Here is a 19,991-nt window from a genome sequence, read left to right as displayed (position 1 = left end):
GCGGGGTGTCCTGGCGGGCGCGGGTCGACCACAATCGTGCGGTGCACCGTCGCGGGTGGAAGTGGGGTTCGCTGGGTGTGGTGGCCGCGCTGGCCGCCGGCGGCACGGCGTGGGTGTGGCTGCGGTACGACTTCGAGAAGGTCAACTGGACCTGGGGCGTCGTCGCCGGGGTCATCGCCGTCTACGTCCTGCTGGACCAGCTCTTCCGCACCGGAACGACGGGTCTCGCCGAGGCCGCCGCGCACCGGCGCGCCGCCGCCGACGAACTCGTGGAGCTGATCCGACGCGACCCGACCGACGAGGCGCTGCTGCGGACCGTCGACGAGCCGTACCCACTGCCGGTGCGGTGGCGCACCGCCCCCGACCGGTTCCTCCCCTCCTGGCGGGCCATCGGCCGATCCAGCGCCGCCGTGCCGGTGGACCTCGCCGGCGGCAACGGGACACTGTGGAGCTGCTACCGGCGGGTCCCCTCCGGTCGGCTGCTGCTGTTGGGGCCGGCCGGCTCCGGCAAGTCGATCCTCGCGCTGCGGATGGCCCGGGAACTGCCCGTGCACCGCGAGCCGGACACCCCGGTACCGGCGCTGGTCGCGGCCGACTCCTGGGATCCCGACCGGGAAGGCTTCCACGACTGGCTGGTCGACCGGATCGCCCGGCGCTACCCGCAGCTCGCGGCCGACCACCCGCGCCGCGACGCCGTACTGCGCGACCTCGTCGAGACCGACCTGGTGGTCCCCGTCCTCGACGGACTGGACGAGGTGCCCGAGGACCGGCTGATCGCCTGCCTGGACGAGCTGAACGCGCTGCCGACGCAGCGGTTCGTCCTCACCTGCCGTACCTCGGTCTACGAGCGTTACCTGACCCAGGGGGAGAAGCTGCGCGGCACCGCCGTGGTCGTGCTCGAACCGCCCGCACCCGCCGAGGTCGCCGACTACCTGGTGGACGCGGCCCCGCTGCACCAGGTCGACAACTGGACCGCCGTGGCCACCACACTCGGGGACGCCCCCCAGCTGACCGCCGCGCTCTCCACCCCCCTGATGGTGGCGATGGCCCGCAGCGCCTTCGATCAGCCGGGCACCGATCCCCGGGACCTCGTGCCGCTGGCGCGGGAGCGGGGCCAGCGCTCCGTCGAGGACGACCTGCTGACCAGGGCTGTGGACGCCGCGCTGCGCTCCCGTCGCGGCTCCCAGGGGCTGCGGCGTTGGGAACCCGGCACCGCCCGGCGCTACCTGACGTTCCTCGCCGCGCACCTGGAGTCGCTCGACGTCCGGGAGTTCCGCTGGTGGCAGTTGGCGAGCGCGCAGCCCGGCCCGTTCTGGGCGCTCGTCGCCGGTGCGCGTACCGCGGTGGCGGTGTGGTTGGCGTTGACTCTCTCCGCGGACGCTCTCACGGCGACGGCGCAGTTGGTGACCCACCCACCGACCCGCAACCTCCTCGACGACCTGGTCCGCGAGACGGACGCCCTGGCGATCACGGCCTTCCTGCTGGCCGGGGTCGTGGCGCTGGTCGGTGGCTCGGGTCGGGCCGGTCGAGAAACACCCCGGCGGGTGGCGTTCGTCGGCGGTCTGCGGGCGTTTCGCGACGGGCTGCTCGACGGGCTGTTCGGCGGAGCCGTCCTGGCACTGTTTACGTTCGGCTTCCTCACGGCCTTCGCGCCCACTGCGCAACTGATCGCGCTGGTGGACCGTGTGCCGGGGTTGCCACAGTGGCCCGACCCGGTCCGGGTCGCCGTCATGGTCGGCCTGGTGCGGTGGGCGTTCCTAGCCGTCCAGGCTGGACTGCGGGTGGACGTCGCCGCGCCGGCCCCCGAACTCGGGGCGACCAGCGTGGTCGAGACCGTCGAAGCCGATCGGGCCGCCAGCGTCGCGTCCGCGTTGGCCAGCGCCGCCACCGGCGTCCTTCGGCTGCTCGTCGTCGTCGCGGCGCTGCGTCTCACCGGGGTGCTGTCCGCCGTACCGCCGCTGCCGGCGCTGGTCTGGGCCGGGGTGGGGCTCGGTCTGGGCTGGTGGCTGCACCGGCGCGGGGGTGGGGCGTGGATGCGCTTCGCGCTCACCCGTGCCGCCCTCGCCGTCCGTGGCCGTACGCCCCACCGGCTGCTCGCCTTCCTGGCGTACGCGGAGACCGTCGGCCTGCTGCGCGACGGTGCGGGCGCCTACCGTTTCCGGCACGGACGCCTACAGAGCCGACTCGCCGCAGGGTCGGTGAGCGCCCGACGGGGCAGCCGGCTGCGCGAGGAGTTCGGCGTCGAGCTTGCCGGCGCCGGCTACTGGCCGGAGGCGCTCGGCGTTTTCGCCGACGTCACGCAGGCGCGGGCCGCGAGCATCGGGCACGCCGACGACCTCACCGTGGCGGCGCTGCGTCGAGCGCTGCTGGCCGGGGCGGCGGCGGGGGAATGGACCCGGTTGGCGAGCCTGCTGGCGCTCATCCCGCCACCGAGCGAGCCGATACCGTCGACGGTGCAGCGACAGCGGCTCGCCCAACTGATCGCCGACGACGCGCCGGTGACCGAGCTGATCGCCGCGGCTGAGGAGCTGGACCGGGCGGCCGCCGGCGTCACGCCGGATCATGCTTCCGTGACCCGTCCGGCAGCGCACGGGGTGCAGGAGTTTCTGGCCGTCCTGCATCACGTCAACGGGGACGTCGAGGCGGCGCGCACCCACCTGGACCTGTTGCGCGCCGCCGCCGACCAGGACGTCGGGGAGCCCGCTCCTATCGGTGCCGGCCTGCTCGCCAGCATGCTCGTCGAGGCGGGTGAACCCGCCTCGGCCCTGGTCGTCTGCCATCACGAACTGCTCCTCGCCGACGAACCGCCCGACCGGGTCGACCTGCTGCTGCTCGCCGAGACGTGGCGCTGGTCGGTGGAGGTGATGCGCCGCAACACCGACGAACAGGCCGAGCTGCGCCGCCGCATCCGGGCGGTGCTGGCCGGACAGCATGACCAGCCACGGCGGATCGAGCTGGGCCGACGCGAGGTGGCCGAGGTGGGACTTCAGCTGTGCCACGCCGTGATCGAGCACCAGACGTTGGGTCCGCTCGCGGTCGCCGCGTCCCGACGGCTGGTCGCCGTCCTCGCCGAGCCGGCCATCGTGGTGCAGACCGTCAACCGCAGCGCCCCCATGTGGTACGACGGCTGACGGGTACCTGACAGCCTCGGCGACCGAGTGCGCGGTGTGTCGCACCCGGCCGCCACACTGGTGCTTCCTCGACCGGGGAGGTGCCTCGTGCCGTACGTCAGGTCACACACCAGGAAGGGCAGCGCGCGAGTTCGGGCGCACTACCGAAGGCGGCGCACCGGCGGTGTTCGGCGCAGGTCGACGGTCCGCCGCGTGGCCGGTGGCGACGGGTCGGCCAACGGCTGGCTGCTCGCGCTGGGTGCCGTCGTCGCCTTCGTGCTCCTGCGCGCGGTCGTCGACGTGGTGCGCCGCCATCCACACTGGACCGCGCTGCTGGTGAGCGTCGTCGTCGCGGCGGCGGTCGCGGTGGTTGTCGTGGTGTCGAAGCAGCGGGCCCGCGAGCGGGCCGAGCAGGCCCAACGGGACCGGTTGATAGCGGTGACCGACACGATGAGCGGTGCCGAGTTCGAGCAGTGGTTCGCCCGGCTCCTGGTCGCCTCCGGGTTCCGCGACGTGAGGGTGTGCGGCGGCTCCGGTGACCGGGGAGCCGACGTCACCGCGGCAGCCCCGGACGGCCGACGGGTCGTGGTGCAGTGCAAGCGGCAGAGCGTCACCAATCGGGTGGGCAGCGCCGCGATCCAGCGGTTCGCCGGCACCTGCCGGGTGATCCATGGCGGCGAGATCTGCCTGCTCGTGACGAACAGTTTCTTCACCGTCGGCGACGGCATCCAGATGGCCCGACAGCTCGACATCGGCCTCATCGACCGGGACGCGTTGCAGATGTGGGCCTGGACGGGGATTCCCCCCGCTGCGATCCGGCACTGAAAGATCGAGGACAGCGAATTGACAGTGCGAGAATTACTGTCTCGACATGGCACCGTCAATTCCCAGAAGTGTCAGTGCGAAAGGCGTTGCCGACCCACTGCGCGGCCGTAGCGACGGAGGGTCGACGCTGCCCTCGGTGCCAAAGGACCTGGCCAGCCGGCAGATGTGCGGCGCCATGCATCTGCGTCCGCCGTTGGCGGCGCAGGTGTTGCTGCTGTACAGCCTCGACAACCCGAAGGCATGGTGTCCCTCTTTCGGAGTGGACGCGGTCGCGCTGGTGCGCCACGCCCAGGCGGCCGACACCCATTGGCGGAAGCTGTACGACGCGGTCGCGATGACGCGTTACGCGTTACTCGGTCTGGTCGGGCTGGGCATCCTCCTCCTCTGGCGTGACGGGCTGGCGACGGCGCTGCTCACGCTGCCGCTCATCGCCGTGGCGTGCGGGGTCGGGTGGCGCACCACCTTCCTCAGCCTCCAGGAGACCCGCGCGGCGGCGATCGGCACCATGGCCGAGGAGAAGGCGCTGGCCGCCCAGGCGCCCGAGGTCGAGTCCGAACTGGAGGACGAGCTCGCCGACCTGCAGGACGCCAACATGATCGTCTTCGACGTTGCCGCGGGCAACCCGTTCGTCGGCAGCGGCACCGAGGTCGGCCGCTGGGCTCTGCCACCCATCGACGTCAGCCGCGGCCGAGAAAAGAACCAGGACGGTACGCGCACACCCGCGACCTTTTCCATCCGAGAGCTGCACGACGATCTGATCCGGCTCGCCCGGTCACGGCTCGGGCTCAGCGACATCGAGGTCACCAAGCGGATCTACGTGCGGGGGGACGTGCTGCCGGACTGTGAGGGCCTGTTCCACCCCGACGAGGTACGCCCGCCGTCCCGACTGGAAACCTCCTGGGTCGACCTGGGCAGCGACGCGCCGGGGGAGCAGGCCAGGACGTACGTGTGTCTGGCGAAGAGCCTCGTCGGCGGCCAGATCGTCGTCACCCTCTTCGCCCGCTACACCCTCGACCAGGGCATTCTGTCCTGCGAGTTCGCCGCCTTCGTGCTGCCACCCGTCCGTCGCGACCCCGCGCCCGCCACCGGCTTCTACGGCCTGTTCGGGGAGGATCTGAGCCCGCTGCACGGACGCTCGACCACCTGGGCCCTCGCCCTCGCGGCGTGGCGTACCTACCTTGCCCAGCTGTTCCTGCGCTCGGACCGGGGCATCGACCTGGCCGAGGCGCACGAGGAACGGATGCAGCAGCACTACGAGGCGCTCGAGGAGGGGCGACGCTACGACTACGGGGCGCCCTTCAGCGCCCGGGAACTCGCGGCCAGCAACAGCATCGAGAGCTATTTCGAAGTCGCGGATGTGCGCGACTGTCTGCTGCGGATGCAGCGAGGAGTTATCGACTGTCTGGTCGCGTTCCTGACGGACAAGGGCATCGACACGTCCGAGATAGCCGCCGGAAAGCAGCGGATCATCAACAACATCACCAACATCGGAGAGGTGTCCGGCCGGGGCAACATCTTCGGAAACCACGGACGCGTGACGAATGTCGATCGCGACGACCAGGCGGACTGATCGGTTGGTGTCCCGCAGGCCCGGCCAGCGGGCGACCCGGAAGGACGAGTCAGTGAGTCAGTTCAACTTCAGCGGTGACATCAACGGTGAGGCGAACGTCTTCGGTGACCACGCGCAGGTGCACAACCGGAGCAACGATTTCAGTCGAGGCTCGGACCTTTCCGGGCTCGTCGCCGCCCTAATCGACGAGATCGCGAAGCACCGGACGGAGGTTCGCGAGGCCGAACGGCTGACCCAGTTGGCGAGCACGGCAGCGGCGTACGCCGCCGAGCCACGTCCCAACGTGGAGGGCATCCGCGGCCTGCTACCGGCGCTGCTGGCAGGCGCCGGAACGGTGACCGCCGTCGCCGACGCCGTGCTGCGCGTCTCCCAGGCCGTCAACAGCCTGTAGCGGATGTGAACGTCGCCCTGGCGACCTCGATCGGCGAGCACGAGGGAGGCGCCCAGTCGGCAGGTGAGGTGGCGGTTCGGCCGGGCCGGATGATCGACCGCCCGGATGCTCGGGTGGGCCGGTGTCTGTGAGCCGTACGGGGGTCAGTTGGCACCCGCGGACCAGTGTGGACCGATGTCTCCCAGGTGGCCGACACGTTGTAGCTGCGCCAGATCGTGAACGACGATCTGCCGGTAACCGGTCCGGATGACTCCCGCCCGACGCAGTTCGCGGAGGGCCTTCTCGACCGTCGGCTCCGCAGCACCGCAGAGTGACGCCAACTCCGGCTGAGTCAGCGCCACACCGACGGTGCGTCCGTCGCTGATGGCCTCTCCGTGCGCCGTCGAGAGCTCGGCCAGAACGCGTGCCAGGCGGATCTTTGCCGGGTAGGCGGTGAAGTCGACTCGGCGGCGGTTCGCCCACCGGAAGCGCGCCGCGATGGTCCTTGCCAGGGCAAGCGCCGCCTCCGGCTGGTCATGTAGAAATGGATACCACTCTCGCTTGTAGATGACGCTGACCAATCCCGCACCGCACGTCGTGACCGTCGCCGTCCGTGGGGTGTCATTGAGCGCGGAGATTTCGCCGACCAGGTCACCCGAGACCCGGATCGCCAAGAGCGTCTGACGGCCATCTGCCATGTTGACGGTTACTTTTGTTAGGGCTTCCCTGAGCAGTACCAAGTGATTACCGGTGGTTCCCTCCCGCAAGATGTGGTCTCCGGCTTTAACCGAGACGGTTGTTCCCAACGCGAGAAGGTTGGCTCGTGTCTTCGGGCTGAGACACGCGAGCAGCGTGCCAGGAGGCCAGCGAAGGCTCGTCGGCGGCTGCTCGTGGTCGCGTCGCACCTCAGCACCCCGTTCGTCGGCGGCAACCCTGCTCATGTCGGATGCAGCACGGTTAGTCAACGGATGCAAGTATTTCTGATTGCGGATCCCGGGAGAAGCCCTGCACTGCCTCTTTCAATCGCTCATCAGGGCAATGGCCAGCCAAACTGTGGCGGCGCAACTCGCCGCCACGCTCCACGGCACAGCCGCCTGCACCCGCCGGTGCTTCCTGAGTGCGGTGTTCGCGAGAACCGTCGCCAGAGACCATGCTTCGGTGGCCTCCCGACCCGCGTCGAGGCGTGGCGGCTCGATGCGGGCGCTCGGCTGCGCTGGGAACCCGAACCTGTTGGGCGAGCGGGGGCCGGACGTCTGTGGTCGAAAGCCGATGGCGAGGTGTCGCGCCGCAATCAGGAGAGTGATCACGAAGAGCAAGCCGACTCCGGAGACGACCATGGATAGGACGGGGGAATCCATGAGGTCGAAGACCGCGGGCGCCTTGCTGACAATGAGCGCTACCACCGAGCCGTGGAAGGCGAACAGCTGAGAGATCTTGGCGTCGGCATGTCGGATGGCGTCCTGGTGTAGGCGGGTCGCGGCGAGTGCCCGATCTACCTCCAGGTCGGACCGGCGGTTTTTCACATGGCGCGATGAGGTGGTCATGCATCCAGTGAAGGCAACCGGGTGCCGTCGACGTCCGTAGGAATATGGGATCTCGCGAATCCGACACATGCTCAGCTACTTCCTGACAACCCGTACTTCGACGGGTTTCCCACGGCTGGCCATCGCTATAAGTGACATGACCAGGAGCGCCGAGCGTGCGGAGGCAAGAATGGCAACGCTGCAGCCAGACCGCAGATTGATCATGTTCGTCGACATGGAGAGCTACAGCCGGCACGACGACGCCGGCCAGGTCAACGCCCAGATGAACTTCCGTCGACTCATGCGAAGGGCAGCCGAGCAGTGCGGGCTTGACCGGGACGGCTGGGAGATCCAGCCGTCCGGGGATGGGGAACTCGCGCTCTTTCCCCTCGGGACGCCTGAACCTCGGCTTGTTGCCGACCTCGCACCCGCCATGGACCGGATCCTCCGCGACCACAATCGGGATGCCGGCGCGCACGCGCAGGTGCGGATGCGGGTCGCATTCCACCAGGGACTTGTGACGAGGACCGAGAACGGTTACGCCGGATCAGCAGTGGTGACTGCGGCTCGCCTGGTGGAGGCGCCCGCGCTAAAGGAGGCGTTGGCGTCGTTCCCTGCGGCAGCGGTAGGGATGATTGTGTCTTCAACGATCTACCAGGAGATAGTGAGCCAGTCGTACAGCGGGATTCGGAAGGAGCGTTACGGTCGGGTCAGCGTTCGCGTCAAATCGTTCGGCGATGAGGCCTGGATCTTCATTCCCGATGAGAATGTCAACGCCGGGCCGATCGCATCTGTCGACGCCTCGACACCGGCCCCTCGGCCTGACCTGGGCGGAACCGAGCGAGTCGAAGCCGAGCCGACGGGTGGCAGCCGCTTCACCTTTGGGTCGGTAGTCACCCACGGTCCGAGCGTCTTCGGTGACAATGGCCGAGCGTGGGGCACGGAGGATGCACGAGCTCATCGGCAGGGGCGACAGTGAGCCCGGAGTCCGCAACAGGGGCGGTGCAGGCGGGTGCGCCGGCGGCCGAGCCAGCCGCCGATCCGGCTGCGCCCGCTGCGCCGCAAAGCCCAGATTCCGCGGAGTCGCGACCTGTTCCAGAGCAGGGTACGCAGCGCGAGGCGAAATCGGATGACAGAGGCCATCGCGATTCGGAAGACCCGACAGACGTATCCGACGAGCGGAATGATGATCGCGACTCGCCTGACGATTTCATTCGCGCCAATCCCACCCTTCGCTCCTTCACGTCACGCAGGGGCAGTGGGTTCCGGATCGAGGACTTGAGCAACACTGGTCCCAGTGCGTTCGGCGATCGGGCAACGGTCATCGGAAATCTGAATCTCGGGCAGGGCAACTCGAAGCCGAGGTTCTTCGCCGACCGAATCAGCGACCTGACCGCGAGGCGTCACACCTTCGTGCGGCCAGCCCACTTCGGTGAGTTGCGGGATCGGTTGCGTCGTTACCCAGTAGTGGGACTTGCTGGACCAGTGGGCAGCGGTCGTTCGACGGTCGCCTGCGTCGCTCTCGCAGAGCATATTGGGTCCGACGAGGTCATGGAGATTGTGATGCCTCCCGGATTGGACGACGTCCGATTGATCCGTGAGCAGCCCGATTTTCTGGAGAAGGGCGTTGGTTACATCATCAAGGTTGGCGGCCGGCAGGTCCGGAGCGCCGTCCGATCTATCGAGGCGGCGTTTCACGAGAACGAATGTAGCGGGGTCATAATTCGCGACACGGAGGAGTCCGAGACGTCCCGCCACCGGGCCGAGGTGTTCCACCACTCATCGGTCTCGCGTGTAGAGGTCTTCCGTCAGCATCTCTTGTATCACCTCAGAGAGAAATGCGTTGGCAACTGCATCGATTGTGATCGCAGTTGCGGGAGAGCGTACATGGTCCAGATGCTCACACCAGAGGTGAGCAGGTTAATTGATCTGCTGACGAGACCGGGCGAGTGCGTCCTGCACGCGGAAACGATCGCGCGTGAACTCCCGGCAGACGCTCATGGTTTCGTGGCGCTGCTGCCATCCGAGAACAAGCGGTACCGCGATAAGGCGCGGCAGATCCTCTTGCTGCCCGACGACAAAGAACCGGTTTTTCAGAACAGACCCGCACAACATAGACGAGCGTTGCGGATCGCCTACGCGGTGTTCGCTGGACAATCCATGGCGCGGGTTTCAGAGGGTGCTGGTCTGCTGCTCGGAAAACTCGATCGACTCTTCAATGAGCCGGCCATCGGCCGACCCGCCCTGCTCAACGACATGCCGGCCCTGCTGGGTCAGGAACTAGGAGCTGACTGGCACGACAGAGCCACGGAGGGAGAGTCTCCGCATACCAAGGCGAGAGTGGCCCAAATAAAGCCCGAGATGGTGAGGGCGATCCTCGACGTTGCCTGGAACGATTTCGACAACACCCGCCCGGCCCTCATTGAATGGATCGACGAACTCGCCGCCCATCCTGCCCCAGGGTTCAGCAACTGCGCCGCAGTCGCCGCTGCGATCTTCGCCACTCATGACTTCGAGCAGGTCTACGAGGAGGTGATTCGGCGATGGGCGAGGGATCGAAGGCGCGGAAGGCGGAAGGCAGCCGCAGCCGCCATGGCTTCCGCCGCAAACCTCGACGGTGCGGTGCCGGTTGGCTTGACGGTGAGCTCTCAGGTCAGGGCAGACGTGGGTAAGAAGCTCGAATGGCTCGCCCACTCCAGGTCGGCGTTCGAACGAGACACCGCAGCGATGGTGTGGGGGATGGGCTACACGCCACGGCACCCCTTCCAGACCGCACGCGCCCTCACTGCCGTGGCAGCAAATGCCAACGCGTCGTCCATCTGGACCGTCACGGACGCGATCGATAATCTGTCTCGAAAGTACGGCAGCGCATGGACGATCAACGTCCTTTCCTGGTGGCTCGAAAGCGACGACGTGACTCTCCGCGCTGCTGCCACCCTCGCCTTCCTGAACTGGCTGGAGGAGCCGCTCACCGAGCGAGTTGATCAGCTCGTGGCTCTCCTGGAGGCCCAGCCATCCATGGTCGATCGGGTGGCCACGCTGTGGCGAGTCGTACTCCTCGATCCCGGATGCTCCGTCGCCGCGTGGCGGCGCCTCGCGGCTTGGCTACGCAGTGGTGCCAGCGACGCACGACTCAGGGAGCCGGTCCGAGCGCTCGCGATGAGGCTTGCCGCTGAACCCGCGATCCGTTCCCGGCTCAACTACTGGCTCTCGAAGGCCCCAACGACATCCACTTCCCCCGCCTGATCCAGGAGCCACCATGACCCCAGATAATCGGGTTTCTCCAAAATCGGCGCTCCCCCAGGGCGCCAGCCCCATTCGCCGTCTGCTGAGCCACTTTCGAGTGGCGCTCGGCTATTGGGATCGGACGCCGCCGCCCGACCTCACCCAACGCCGCCGCCACCCCAGGCCGGTCATCGTCCCAGCTCGGGGCCATGTCTTCTCGTTCGAAATACATGTGGCTCTCACCTGGTACTCGGAAGGTTTGAGGGAGGATCAGCTCGGCGCGTGGTCGCTGCAGTTCGCGGACCTCGCCCGTCGCGACGTCGAACACAAGGCGGCGGACCTCGCTCGACATTTCCATCCTCACCAGGCAGGTGCCCTGGAGATTCAGCTCAACCGTGAGCTCTCTCGCGGTCGTCGACGTTACGAGCGTCAGGGTGTCGTATTGCACTGCAAGCCAGAGGTGCGGGTGAAGCTCGACGAGGACGTGAAGGCCGAACTTCGGCACGCCCACCTGCAGCGGCTCCGGGAAGAGAGCGAACACGAGCTGCGGATTCGTCGGATCCAACTGACCGACCAGCTGACGCAACGCTGGATCGCTCTGATCGATCGTCTACGCCTGAGCCCACTGGCGCCCGCTGCCCTTCGCCTCACCGACCAGGAGCTTGCCAACGTCCTCGACCAATTCGTCCTGAAGGAGGAACGGTCAAACGTCGAGCGCCTGGCGGCCCTACTCGAGGAAGCCCTGCGCCGTAGCGGCCGAGTCGGGCAGCCCTTGGAAGAGCACGAAGCCGCAGAGATCATTAAGCTTCTGGACGACATCCTCAGGGACGAGGCGACGCCGCCGACTCCAGAGGCGACCGGGATGAACGGAAACGGTCGACACGCAGCACCGCCCAGCGGGTAGACCGTGACAGAAGGCCGGACCGGGACGCCCGACGCAGGCCCTGAATCCGACATGGGACACCGCGCTCAGCGCGGACAGCGTCATGGAGGGCGCGGGCGGCGATCATGCTGGGGAAGTGCGTCGAGCAGGCAGCGTGGCTGCGTACTGTGCCGTCGCTGTACGCCCTGCTGTCTGCCTCTGATGGACCGGTGCTGTTTCACGACGCGGCGGTATACCGGGCGATGAAGCGGCTGCATGAGGTAGTCGATGCGGCGCGCGGTGGGGCAGGGATACGTGGTTGTTCTCCCCGATGGAGGATCCGGCGCTGCTGCCGAAGCTGGACGGTGCGGTAACGAGCCGGGAGTGAGGCGGCGGCCCGACACCTGACGACCGTCCGGCTCGTCGCGCACGGCCGGTTTCCCGACAGCGTCCGCAGCCCCAACGGCGTACCGTCCGGGTCCAAGCAGGGAGGAGTCGGATGAGTTTCCTACGGCAGGCAGAGCGGTCCCCGGACACCGAGCGGATGTTCGACACCGACACGAAGGCGATGGGCTACCTGCCCAACTACACCAGGTTGTTCGCCCACGACCCGGCGGTGTACCTGGCATGGCAGCAGCTCAACGGCGCGGTGAAGGACGGGATGGAGTTGCGCCGCTATGAGTTGGCGACCCTCGCCGCGGCCCGGGCCCTCAAGTCCTCCTACTGCGGTCTGGCACATGGGAAGTTTCTGCGCGACAAGTTCTTCGACGCGCCGACTGTCGCCGCCATCGCGTCGGACCACGGCAGCGCCGGTCTCTCCGCGCAGGAGGTCGCCGTCGTCAACTTCGCAGGCAAGGTCGCGGCCGATGCGACCTCCGTCACCGAGGCCGACGTCGCGGGCCTGCGCGCTCACGGTCTCGATGACACGGATATCTTCCGCGTCATCCTCACCGTTGGCGCGAGATGCTTTTTCAGCACCGTCCTCAGTGCTGCCGGGGCTGAGCCCGATCCGCAGTACCAGGAGAGCCTGGACGCGGATCTGCGGCAGGCGCTGAGCTTCGGCGGTTAGACCCAGCGAGACGCACCCTGCCCGGAGTTGATGCAGCGGGCGCGGGAGCGCGGCGGAGGCCGGCGAGTTGGACGAAGACCTCACGTTTGGCTGTCGCGTTACCTCGGCGGGTTGAGGACGTAGCCGGTCAACCAGACCCAACCCTCGTACGTCGGCTGCTCGCAGACCGAGACGACGCGGAAGGTCAGCGCGCGATCCCCAGCGAACTGCACCGACGCCCGGCTGTCGATGACGAGCAGGTCGCCCGGGCAGGGGCGCGCGGTCACCAGTGGCCGGAGTTGCGGCCCTGCTCCTGGGCCGGCGGGCACTCCCGGGCGTGCATGGTCTGCCAGTTGAGTCGGTCGAGGAGAGGCTTGTCCACGTCCTAAGCAGGAGCAGCAGCCCCGACCGTGAACGTTCCCCGTCTGTTGTGGTCGCAGGCGCTTGTTCCAGTTCAGGAAGCGTCTCGTCGCGTGTTTGCCAGGCACTTCCCGTACTCCCAGACTGCCCGCTCCACAACGTCAGTCTCCGTCCCGGCGCCCCATCCCCTTGCCTTTTCCTTGGCCCAGGAGAGGTACTCGCAGTACTGGTCCGTCGTCCATGGGCCGAGTGGCTTCCACTCGGTGTTCCGGGATGCGTTCAAGCCGATCACGACGTACTGGTCCATGATCAAGGGTCGATGACCTCCCACCACGGAATCCCAGCCAAAGAAGTAGAGCAGCTTGGTGAAGAAGGAAGCACCCAGCCCTTTCAATCTCTGGTCGCCGCCGTGATTAAGGCCTTCGTATGCGGCGAGAGAGCCCCTGGTTCGCACCAGGTGGAGGGTCTCACCAAGATGCTGTTCGACCCGGCTGACGTTGCGGTCGAACACTTGGCGTAGGCGGGCGGGTCCCCGACGGGCGGGCAACCCGTGGCCCCATGCGTACGCCCCGATCAGAACGTCGACTGCCGCGCTGCCGGTGTCCGCAGCTGCGCCGTCACGAAGCAGGTCACCCCGTGTGATCCGCGGCCATCGGTCGAGGCGCGGGAGAGCACCGAATCGGGCCGGTAGGTCGATTCCGTCAGGCAGCCGCCGTTGCCAGCTTTCCGGATTGAACCGCAATCCATGATCAAGGATGTACGCCTCACGCGGGGGAGGCTCTTCATCGAAGAGCGGCGTGCAGGGTGGTTTCCCCGTCACCATGACGTCCTCTGCTCTGGGACGAATCGAACTGTGCCACGCGCAAGATCCGGATGAGCTGTGAATCCGGCATCGCCCCATGACCGGCTCTGCGGATGGCTGGGGTCGCCGTTGGCCCACCACGCTTCGTACCGATACGCCGACGAGGGAAGTCCGCCCGGCACCAAATCAGAGACCTCCTTCAGCGTGTGTCTGACCTCGCCTGTCCGGTGCCGGAGGTGGTCCCGTAGGGCGTTGTACTTTGACATGTCGTCCTCCGTGGACCGCTCCGGAGATCGGCACCTGTTGTAACCGTCAGGTGAGGAGCGAGCCTATTGTCGGTACCGGACGCGGACCTCGTCCGATCGGCTCGACCGGGGCCACGGGCGGCCCGAAGACGGCCGGACTATCAGCGGTACGCCGACGCTTATCGGATTCGTTAAGATCAACGCCCTGGATCAAGCGAGGGGAGCCGGCATGGCGAAGCCAGGTGGTGTCTTCTGCTTTGAGGGCGAGTGGGAGGACGATCTCGCGGAGCGGGGTTCAGTTCTGCCGACCCTTGAACTGCTTGAACGGCTCGGCAGTATCCGCTTCATCCATCGTGACACCGCTACTCCACAGGAGCTGCGCTACTTCCTGGAGCGATGGTTGTCTCGCAAGTATTCCGCATACCAGGTTGGCTTCTTCGCGCTGCACGGCTCGCCCACCCGGCTGCACTTATCCAGTTCGCACTCGGTAGGGCTCGCCGAGATCGCGAGCTGGATGTCAGGTCAGTGCGAGGGTAAGCGGTTCTATTTCGGAAGTTGCTCAGTGCTTCGCGCCTCGGATACCACGCTCGCCGAGTTCCTCCGTGAGACGAAGGCCGCGATGCTGTGCGGCTTCACCAAGGAGATCGACTGGATCGAGTCTGCGGCATTCGAGACGGTGGTCCTCAACAACATGGTCAACGGTGGCAAGGTGGACAGCGTGGAGCGGCTCGTTAAGTCGTCACGCTGGGCGGCGCTGGCGCGACACTATGGGTTCAGGGTCGTCTACCAGAACGGCCGTTCGACGTAGGTCCCGCCTGGGCGGCGACCTGTGCGCCTGGACCGCTGGCTGCCTACCGTTCGCCGACCTGGTCGACCGGTGCTCGTCGGCCTGGCCACCACTGCCGGCGTGGCCGTGGGGTGGCGGGGGCGGCCGTCGTGGTCTTCTCCGCCGGTGCGGTGCCGTTCAGGTTCGCCAGGGTCAGGTGCCGGCGTGGCCGCTGGGCCGCCCGAAGGTCGTTGAACCAGCGGACGAAGGTGCCGATGAAGATGCCGTCCGGGTCGTTGATGATGTAAATGCCGGTCAGCTCGACGATGTCCTCACGCGGCTGCCCATCGACGTGTTGGTGCATCTGCCAGATCAGCCGGCCACCGTATTTTCCGTCTGCGGCGTTCTGGACGAGGACGAAACAGGTCGGGTATTTGCCGAGCACCGCCTCCAGCACCGCTTCCTTGCCCTGCTGGCCGGCTTTGACGATTTCCCGATAGTGCGCCAGGTAGTTCTCCGCCACGAGCTCCGCGATCGATTCGTCGGGGTGGCGCTCCAAACGGGCCATGTCGAAGTGCGAGAGCTGCACGATGCGGTGGTAGGCGACCTTGCCGAGCTTCCGGTTGAGTGATTCGAGGTAGCGCAGGCTGTGATCCTTTACGTGAGCGTCGCCGGGTTGGACGCCGACTTCGACGAATGAGTTGACCGCGTAGATGCGGGAGTCGCCGTCCTCGTTCGCCGACTCGATGACCATCCGCGCGGCCGCGTAGAGGGCCCGCGCCTTCTCGTCGCGCTCCGGCGAGTGTCGGCCGGGATCCAGCGGATAGTACTGAATGGAGAGGCCGGCGCGTCGGGTCAACTCCTCCACGCTGCCGCGTAGTGAGGCGAGGATGGCGATCGCCACGATGAGGATGAAAATGAGCACCACGGTGAGCCACGTTGATTGGGTGGTGGCCTTGTCGGCGACGTTCTGACCCAGCTGTCCCACCAGCGCCTGACCGAGCACCGCGAGCGTGAACGCGATCCCTGCGGTGAGTACGGCGACAAGTGGACTCTTTCGGAAGAACAGCCAGGTCCTGCGCATCAGCCCACCCGTCCTGGAGTTGTTTTCTTGGGCGTAGCGCCGACCGAGCCGCCCACCGTCCGATTTCGATGTTTGCACGCCGATCAAGGCGTCGAGAATGACAAAAATCTGACAGCCGATTGCTCGCTGGGCCGCCTCAACCCGGCAGGTCACCACCGGTGTCGAGGCCACTCGGTCGGGGTACGACGGTCGGTGACGCGAACCGACCCTGCTGCGGGCGAAGGCGCTGGGCCAGCAGTTCGTCGATCCACCGGATGGCGTCCCGCTGTCTGCTGAGCATGTGCTGGCGCGCGGTGGCCAGGTCCGGGTCGCCGCCGGCCACCGCCAGGTGGTCATCCAGGATCACCACCCACCGGCGGCTGAGCTCTTCGGCGTACCGCGCCTGCCGCAGGTGCTCTTCGAGGCGGCATTCGAGGTTGACCAGCCGATCGATCTGTGGCTGAACCGCTCGTCTGATGTGCTCGTCGAGCCGGACGGCGACGTCGGGCGCGCAGCTGACCTCAAGGTCGCCTCGCTGGTAGCGCCAGGGGCACTGCGCGGCGAGCGTCTGTTGCAGGTGCATCTCCAGTTCCGCCGCGCGATGGGGGGCCAGCTCCCGGGCGGCGTCGGCGGCGAGCCGGGTCAGCCGCTGGATCGCCTGCGGCATGAAGTAGTCGGCGTACCAGGTCAGCACCTCGGCGCGCAGGCTGACCGTCGACGACCAGGCGAACGTCGCGCGGATGTGGAAGGAGTACACGTAGCCCTGGGCGGGCACCACGATCTGCCGGGGCGCGGTGCGCTGCTCGACGAGCGGACCGGACGGCGTCGCGGGCGCGCCCAATCCGACCGGCTCCTCGTCCTGGAGGGCCGCCACCAGTCGGTCCCAGTTCCGCGCCCACCACCGCCATCCGCGGACACTCGTGTCCCGGGTGGCAGTGAGGCTGCGGATTGCCCAGTGCCGCCGCGGCTCCGCCGGTCTCGGCCTGCCGTCGGGGGCGTCGGCCATACCACCCCTCCCTGGTCACGGATTCGCATCCCACGCTAACAACGGGTAACCGATCTGGTCGCCGCCACGCCGACGTGACGCCGCGGCGAAGCGGTCACGCCCATTCGGGCCCGGGGCTGGCACTCCGCGGGGGAGAGGGTCGTCCGGGGTTCACCGGGCATTGTGGCGACGTTGGGGCGGCAAGGGCTGTCGCCGTCGACTGGCAACGGTGAGACTGGTCCTGGTCCGACAATCACGCGGATCGATGGATCGGATGGTCTGGAGGCAGCCTGTGTCCACCCTCGTGTCCCCGCTGGCCACGCTCGGCGCGATCCGCCGGCGTACCACCAGCGTCGCCCTGCTCCTCGCCATGGTCGCCGCCGCGTTGGTCGGCCCCTCCGTGGTCACCCCCCGGTTGACCGACTCGGCGTCGGCGGCGGTCTACAGCTCCTGCACCATGAGCCGCTGCGCGGACGCCCGCACCGCCCGTTCGGGCTGGTCCGCCAAGGGGTTCCCGACCAGCCGTGGCTGGTATTCCTGGAGCGGGGGGAAGTCCAACTTCGCCGGTGGCCAGTTCTACAACTACGAGGGTCAACTGCCCACCAACGCCACCTACTACGAGTACGACGTCTACCCGCGAACCCAGGGCGCCGCCCGGGATGCGTACCGGATCGTGGTGAACCGCAGCACCGGGGTCACCTGGTTCTCGCCCAACCACTACACGGACTTCTACCGGCTCTGACCGAACCGGGGCCGGCCGGTCGAGGCCGGTCGGCCCCCGTAAGGTCGTCGCCCAGCTCGGATCAGGAGGCAGATGATGGTCGATGAGAACGCGGATCGGACCCCCGATTGGCTGACCGTCTGCCGGGACGACGCCCTCGACGTGCCCGGCGCGGTGGTGCTGGCCGGGGCGGGGGCCCGCAACAGGGCCGACCTGTTCGCCGCGCTCGCCGCCGGGCTGGCCCTGCCGGCGTACCTGGGGAACACCTGGGACGCCCTCTCCGACGTGCTCCGGGACCTGCTCGACGCCGGCCCGCTCACCCTGCTGATCACCGACGCCGACCAGGTGCTCGCCGACGAGCCGACCGATCAGTACGGCCTGCTGTTCACCGTGCTCGGCGACCTCGCCACCACCGCGCCCCACCCGCTGCGCGTCGTCCTCGGCGAGGCCTCGCCCACCTGATCGCCTCCCGCCTCGCGGTGAACCGGCTGTCATTCGCAGAGCCGACGGCGTCTCACGGTGGGTGACGGCGTCTGGTGGCGCATGGTCGGTTGAGCGATATGACTCAGAGGTATAAATATGACTCTGAGGTATGTCGCGCGTCAGCGACACCGCCCCGCGCCGGCGCCCGTGCTGGAGGGCAACCTGGGCTACGCGCTGGGGGCGCTCGCCGAGCGGCTCACCACGCAGGGCCGGTACAGCGAAGCGGTTCAGGTGGCGTTGACCGCCGTGCACCTGGCCGAACGGAACATCAACGAGGCGGTACGCCGGTTCGAGCTGTTCCGCGCCGACCTCGGCCGGGAGTTGGGCGTCGCCCCCCCGGGCCACCTCTCCTTCGTCCTTTGCTCTGCACCCACGGAGGCGACAGTCACCGTCCGTAGTTGGTGCGCCCATGGGTGCAGAGCAAAGGACGCGCATGAGGTGAGGTGAGCTGAGCGGGGCGCGATGGCCGGTCAGGTCAGTGCGTCGCGGGCGGGATGCTCTGCTCGTACTGGAAGACGTTGTGCGGGTCGTACTTCGCCTTGATCTTGCGTAGCCGCGGGAAGTTGCGCCCCCAGTAGGCCTTCTCCCACTCGGCCATGCCGATGTTCGGCACGTTGACGTAGGCGCCGTCCACATAGGGGCGCAGCGCCTGGCTGAACTCGGCGATCCAGGTCTGGGCGATCGGGGTGACGGCGTCGCCGCTGTCGGGCTCGCCGCGGGTGCCCCAGCCGGCGCCGGGCTCGGAGTAGAAGAGCGCGTCGCGGTGCGGGAACGCCGCGCCACCGAACGGCTCCTGCCGCTGCGCCCCGCGGCCGAAGGCCTGGGTGAAGAAGTTGCTGTCGGGCGAGGGCGCCTTCTCCATGAACGCCTTGACGATGCTGACCGCCTTCTCCGGGAACGGCTCGCGGGTGAACTGGGAGAAGAACTTCCACTTCGCCGGCTCGTCCTCGTTAGGGATCTGGAAGCCGGCGTAGACGTCGCCCCAGCCGCCGATCTGCACGGTGACAGTGGGGTTTCCGATCGACAGGATCGGCGCCAGCAGCTTCCTGGCCTCCGATTCGGAGCCCTCCGCGAGCACCGCGAACAGCAGGATCTCATCCGGGTGGACCTCGACCTGGCTGCCGAGCCGGGGGTCGGTGAAGGGTGCGACGCGCTGCCAGGCGTCGAAGACCTCGTGCAGGTCACCGAGACCGGGCCAGGTCACCTGCAGGTAGGCGACGCTGGTCAGCGGAGCGACCTGATAGGTCAGGGAGGTGACGATCCCGAAGTTGCCGTTACCCGCCCCGCGTAGCGCCCAGAGCAGGTCCGGATGGTTCCACGGGTCCACCTTGAGCACCTTCGCCCCGTCGGCGCCCGCCGCCACGACGATCTCCGCGCCGATCAGGTTGTCGCAGGCCATCCCGAGGTAGCGGGTGAGGAAGCCGAAGCCGCCGCCGAGGGTGGCACCGGAGAGGCCCACCGTCCCCTCCGTGCCGGTTGTCGCGGCGAGGTCGTACTCCCCGAGGGCGGTCACCGCCTCCAACTGGTTGAGCCCCGCGCCGAGCTTCGCCGTGCGGCTGGCGGTGTCGATGTGGACGTCCTTCAGCTCACTGACGTCGATCACGATGCCGTTGTCGACGTTCGACCAGCCTTCCAGGTTGTGCCGGCCACTGCGTACCCGCAGCGCGACGTTGTGCTGCCGCGCCCAGGTGAGCGCGTTGACCACGTCCTGGGTCTCCTGCGCGAAGACGATGACCAGCGGATAGTGCACGAACAGCTCGTCCCAGCCGAGGCTCGCCTGCGCGTAGTCGGGGCTCTGCGGGCGGACGATACGTCCGGTCAGCTGTGCCGGCGGGTACGTGGTGTCCGCGGACCACCCGGGACCATCGGCCGCGATCGCCGAGCTGCCAGCGATCACGCTCGGGATAGCGACCGCTCCGGCGCCGACGGCTGTGGCCCTGAGCAGATCCCGACGGGAAAGGTCGCGCATGATCCGAATCCTCTCGATTGGTGGCGCGCCCGAAAGATGAATCACGAGGGGATATACCGCTCAT

20 protein-coding genes are annotated in these 19,991 nt (G+C 67.7%); 12 read left to right on the top strand and 8 right to left on the bottom strand.

The features are described from left to right. Window positions 1–41: 41 nt before the first annotated feature. The 4 genes from QSK15_RS24005 (at window position 42) to QSK15_RS23990 (ending at window position 5,896) form a co-directional block, all read left to right on the top strand. Window positions 42–3,131 (top strand): NACHT domain-containing protein, encoded by a 3,090-nt coding sequence (locus QSK15_RS24005; protein ID WP_285796404.1) that lies wholly within the window; start codon window positions 42–44, stop codon window positions 3,129–3,131. Window positions 3,132–3,323: 192 nt separating this feature from the next. Beyond that, on the top strand, window positions 3,324–3,935 hold the full coding sequence (locus QSK15_RS24000) for a restriction endonuclease (RefSeq protein WP_285796403.1): 612 nt from the start codon (window positions 3,324–3,326) through the stop codon (window positions 3,933–3,935). A 136-nt stretch (window positions 3,936–4,071) separates the two neighbouring features. Next, window positions 4,072–5,505 (top strand): AbeC-like domain-containing protein, encoded by a 1,434-nt coding sequence (locus QSK15_RS23995; RefSeq protein ID WP_285796402.1) that lies wholly within the window; start codon window positions 4,072–4,074, stop codon window positions 5,503–5,505. Window positions 5,506–5,557: 52 nt separating this feature from the next. Then, window positions 5,558–5,896: a hypothetical protein gene (locus tag QSK15_RS23990; protein ID WP_285796401.1), complete on the top strand. Its 339-nt coding sequence runs from the start codon at window positions 5,558–5,560 to the stop codon at window positions 5,894–5,896. 143 nt (window positions 5,897–6,039) lie between these two features. Here QSK15_RS23990 and QSK15_RS23985 read toward each other — a convergent pair whose 3' ends face one another. Continuing rightward, entirely contained in the window at window positions 6,040–6,816 is a 777-nt protein-coding gene (locus QSK15_RS23985; RefSeq protein ID WP_285796400.1) for a Crp/Fnr family transcriptional regulator, read from the bottom strand. 78 nt (window positions 6,817–6,894) lie between these two features. Further along, entirely contained in the window at window positions 6,895–7,419 is a 525-nt protein-coding gene (locus QSK15_RS23980) for a Pycsar system effector family protein (RefSeq protein ID WP_285796399.1), read from the bottom strand. Between the two features lie 169 nt (window positions 7,420–7,588). Here QSK15_RS23980 and QSK15_RS23975 point away from each other — a divergent pair, with 169 nt between their 5' ends. The 4 genes from QSK15_RS23975 (at window position 7,589) to QSK15_RS23960 (ending at window position 12,554) form a co-directional block, all read left to right on the top strand. Continuing rightward, window positions 7,589–8,377, top strand: a complete 789-nt coding sequence (locus QSK15_RS23975) for a hypothetical protein (RefSeq protein ID WP_285796398.1) — start codon at window positions 7,589–7,591, stop codon at window positions 8,375–8,377. Beyond that, a complete protein-coding gene (locus QSK15_RS23970; protein WP_285796397.1) occupies window positions 8,374–10,644 on the top strand; it encodes a hypothetical protein in 2,271 nt (756 codons plus the stop codon). The genes QSK15_RS23975 and QSK15_RS23970 overlap by 4 nt, the downstream gene beginning before the upstream one ends. A 13-nt stretch (window positions 10,645–10,657) precedes the next feature. Then, window positions 10,658–11,527 (top strand): hypothetical protein, encoded by an 870-nt coding sequence (locus tag QSK15_RS23965; RefSeq protein WP_285796396.1) that lies wholly within the window; start codon window positions 10,658–10,660, stop codon window positions 11,525–11,527. Between the two features lie 502 nt (window positions 11,528–12,029). Then, window positions 12,030–12,554, top strand: a complete 525-nt coding sequence (locus tag QSK15_RS23960) for a carboxymuconolactone decarboxylase family protein (RefSeq protein WP_285796395.1) — start codon at window positions 12,030–12,032, stop codon at window positions 12,552–12,554. A 98-nt stretch (window positions 12,555–12,652) separates the two neighbouring features. Here QSK15_RS23960 and QSK15_RS23955 read toward each other — a convergent pair whose 3' ends face one another. The 3 genes from QSK15_RS23955 to QSK15_RS32630 form a co-directional block, all read right to left on the bottom strand. Next, complete coding sequence (locus QSK15_RS23955; RefSeq protein ID WP_285796394.1) at window positions 12,653–12,820, bottom strand: hypothetical protein; 168 nt, start codon at window positions 12,818–12,820, stop codon at window positions 12,653–12,655. 167 nt (window positions 12,821–12,987) lie between these two features. Next, window positions 12,988–13,716 (bottom strand): 8-oxoguanine DNA glycosylase OGG fold protein, encoded by a 729-nt coding sequence (locus tag QSK15_RS32550; RefSeq protein ID WP_352232213.1) that lies wholly within the window; start codon window positions 13,714–13,716, stop codon window positions 12,988–12,990. Continuing rightward, window positions 13,710–13,961, bottom strand: coding sequence for a DUF7662 domain-containing protein (locus QSK15_RS32630; protein WP_455565557.1), 252 nt, complete (start codon window positions 13,959–13,961; stop codon window positions 13,710–13,712). Before QSK15_RS32630 ends, QSK15_RS32550 begins: the two co-directional genes overlap by 7 nt. A 208-nt stretch (window positions 13,962–14,169) precedes the next feature. On the opposite strand from QSK15_RS32630, the gene QSK15_RS23945 reads away from it, so the two are divergent. Further along, window positions 14,170–14,748 (top strand): DUF6642 family protein, encoded by a 579-nt coding sequence (locus QSK15_RS23945; protein ID WP_285796392.1) that lies wholly within the window; start codon window positions 14,170–14,172, stop codon window positions 14,746–14,748. A 43-nt stretch (window positions 14,749–14,791) separates the two neighbouring features. On the opposite strand, the gene QSK15_RS23940 is transcribed toward QSK15_RS23945, so the two are convergent. Continuing rightward, window positions 14,792–15,961: a hypothetical protein gene (locus QSK15_RS23940; protein ID WP_285796391.1), complete on the bottom strand. Its 1,170-nt coding sequence runs from the start codon at window positions 15,959–15,961 to the stop codon at window positions 14,792–14,794. Beyond that, window positions 15,927–16,643 (bottom strand): hypothetical protein, encoded by a 717-nt coding sequence (locus QSK15_RS23935; protein ID WP_285796390.1) that lies wholly within the window; start codon window positions 16,641–16,643, stop codon window positions 15,927–15,929. The genes QSK15_RS23940 and QSK15_RS23935 overlap by 35 nt, the downstream gene beginning before the upstream one ends. A 403-nt stretch (window positions 16,644–17,046) precedes the next feature. Here QSK15_RS23935 and QSK15_RS23930 point away from each other — a divergent pair, with 403 nt between their 5' ends. The 3 genes from QSK15_RS23930 (at window position 17,047) to QSK15_RS23920 (ending at window position 18,405) form a co-directional block, all read left to right on the top strand. After that, a complete protein-coding gene (locus QSK15_RS23930; RefSeq protein ID WP_502889645.1) occupies window positions 17,047–17,496 on the top strand; it encodes a ribonuclease domain-containing protein in 450 nt (149 codons plus the stop codon). A gap of 75 nt (window positions 17,497–17,571) precedes the next feature. Next, entirely contained in the window at window positions 17,572–17,937 is a 366-nt protein-coding gene (locus tag QSK15_RS23925; protein ID WP_285796389.1) for a barstar family protein, read from the top strand. A 117-nt stretch (window positions 17,938–18,054) separates the two neighbouring features. Then, the gene (locus QSK15_RS23920) at window positions 18,055–18,405 is read left to right on the top strand and encodes a hypothetical protein (RefSeq protein WP_285796388.1); all 351 of its coding nucleotides are present in this window, start codon (window positions 18,055–18,057) and stop codon (window positions 18,403–18,405) included. 28 nt (window positions 18,406–18,433) lie between these two features. Here QSK15_RS23920 and QSK15_RS23915 read toward each other — a convergent pair whose 3' ends face one another. Then, the gene (locus QSK15_RS23915; protein ID WP_285796387.1) at window positions 18,434–19,927 is read right to left on the bottom strand and encodes an FAD-binding oxidoreductase; all 1,494 of its coding nucleotides are present in this window, start codon (window positions 19,925–19,927) and stop codon (window positions 18,434–18,436) included. Between the last annotated feature and the right edge of the window lie 64 nt (window positions 19,928–19,991).

The sequence above is a fragment of the Micromonospora sp. NBRC 107095 genome, from assembly GCF_030269705.1.
Taxonomy (GTDB): Bacteria; Actinomycetota; Actinomycetes; order Mycobacteriales; family Micromonosporaceae; genus Micromonospora; species Micromonospora parva.
This window is presented reverse-complemented; position numbering and strand designations above follow the sequence as displayed.

What these genes read in the sequence shown, in the direction of transcription:
- QSK15_RS23985 (WP_285796400.1), bottom strand. Translation starts at nt 6,816, where the DNA reads ATGAGCAGGGTTGCCGCCGACGAACGGGGTGCTGAGGTGCGACGCGAC.
- QSK15_RS23980 (WP_285796399.1), bottom strand. Translation starts at nt 7,419, where the DNA reads ATGACCACCTCATCGCGCCATGTGAAAAACCGCCGGTCCGACCTGGAG.
- QSK15_RS23975 (WP_285796398.1), top strand. Translation starts at nt 7,589, where the DNA reads ATGGCAACGCTGCAGCCAGACCGCAGATTGATCATGTTCGTCGACATG.
- QSK15_RS23965 (WP_285796396.1), top strand. Translation starts at nt 10,658, where the DNA reads ATGACCCCAGATAATCGGGTTTCTCCAAAATCGGCGCTCCCCCAGGGC.
- QSK15_RS23960 (WP_285796395.1), top strand. Translation starts at nt 12,030, where the DNA reads ATGTTCGACACCGACACGAAGGCGATGGGCTACCTGCCCAACTACACC.
- QSK15_RS32550 (WP_352232213.1), bottom strand. Translation starts at nt 13,716, where the DNA reads ATGGTGACGGGGAAACCACCCTGCACGCCGCTCTTCGATGAAGAGCCT.
- QSK15_RS32630 (WP_455565557.1), bottom strand. Translation starts at nt 13,961, where the DNA reads ATGTCAAAGTACAACGCCCTACGGGACCACCTCCGGCACCGGACAGGC.
- QSK15_RS23945 (WP_285796392.1), top strand. Translation starts at nt 14,170, where the DNA reads ATGGCGAAGCCAGGTGGTGTCTTCTGCTTTGAGGGCGAGTGGGAGGAC.
- QSK15_RS23925 (WP_285796389.1), top strand. Translation starts at nt 17,572, where the DNA reads ATGGTCGATGAGAACGCGGATCGGACCCCCGATTGGCTGACCGTCTGC.
- QSK15_RS23920 (WP_285796388.1), top strand. Translation starts at nt 18,055, where the DNA reads ATGACTCTGAGGTATGTCGCGCGTCAGCGACACCGCCCCGCGCCGGCG.
- QSK15_RS23915 (WP_285796387.1), bottom strand. Translation starts at nt 19,927, where the DNA reads ATGCGCGACCTTTCCCGTCGGGATCTGCTCAGGGCCACAGCCGTCGGC.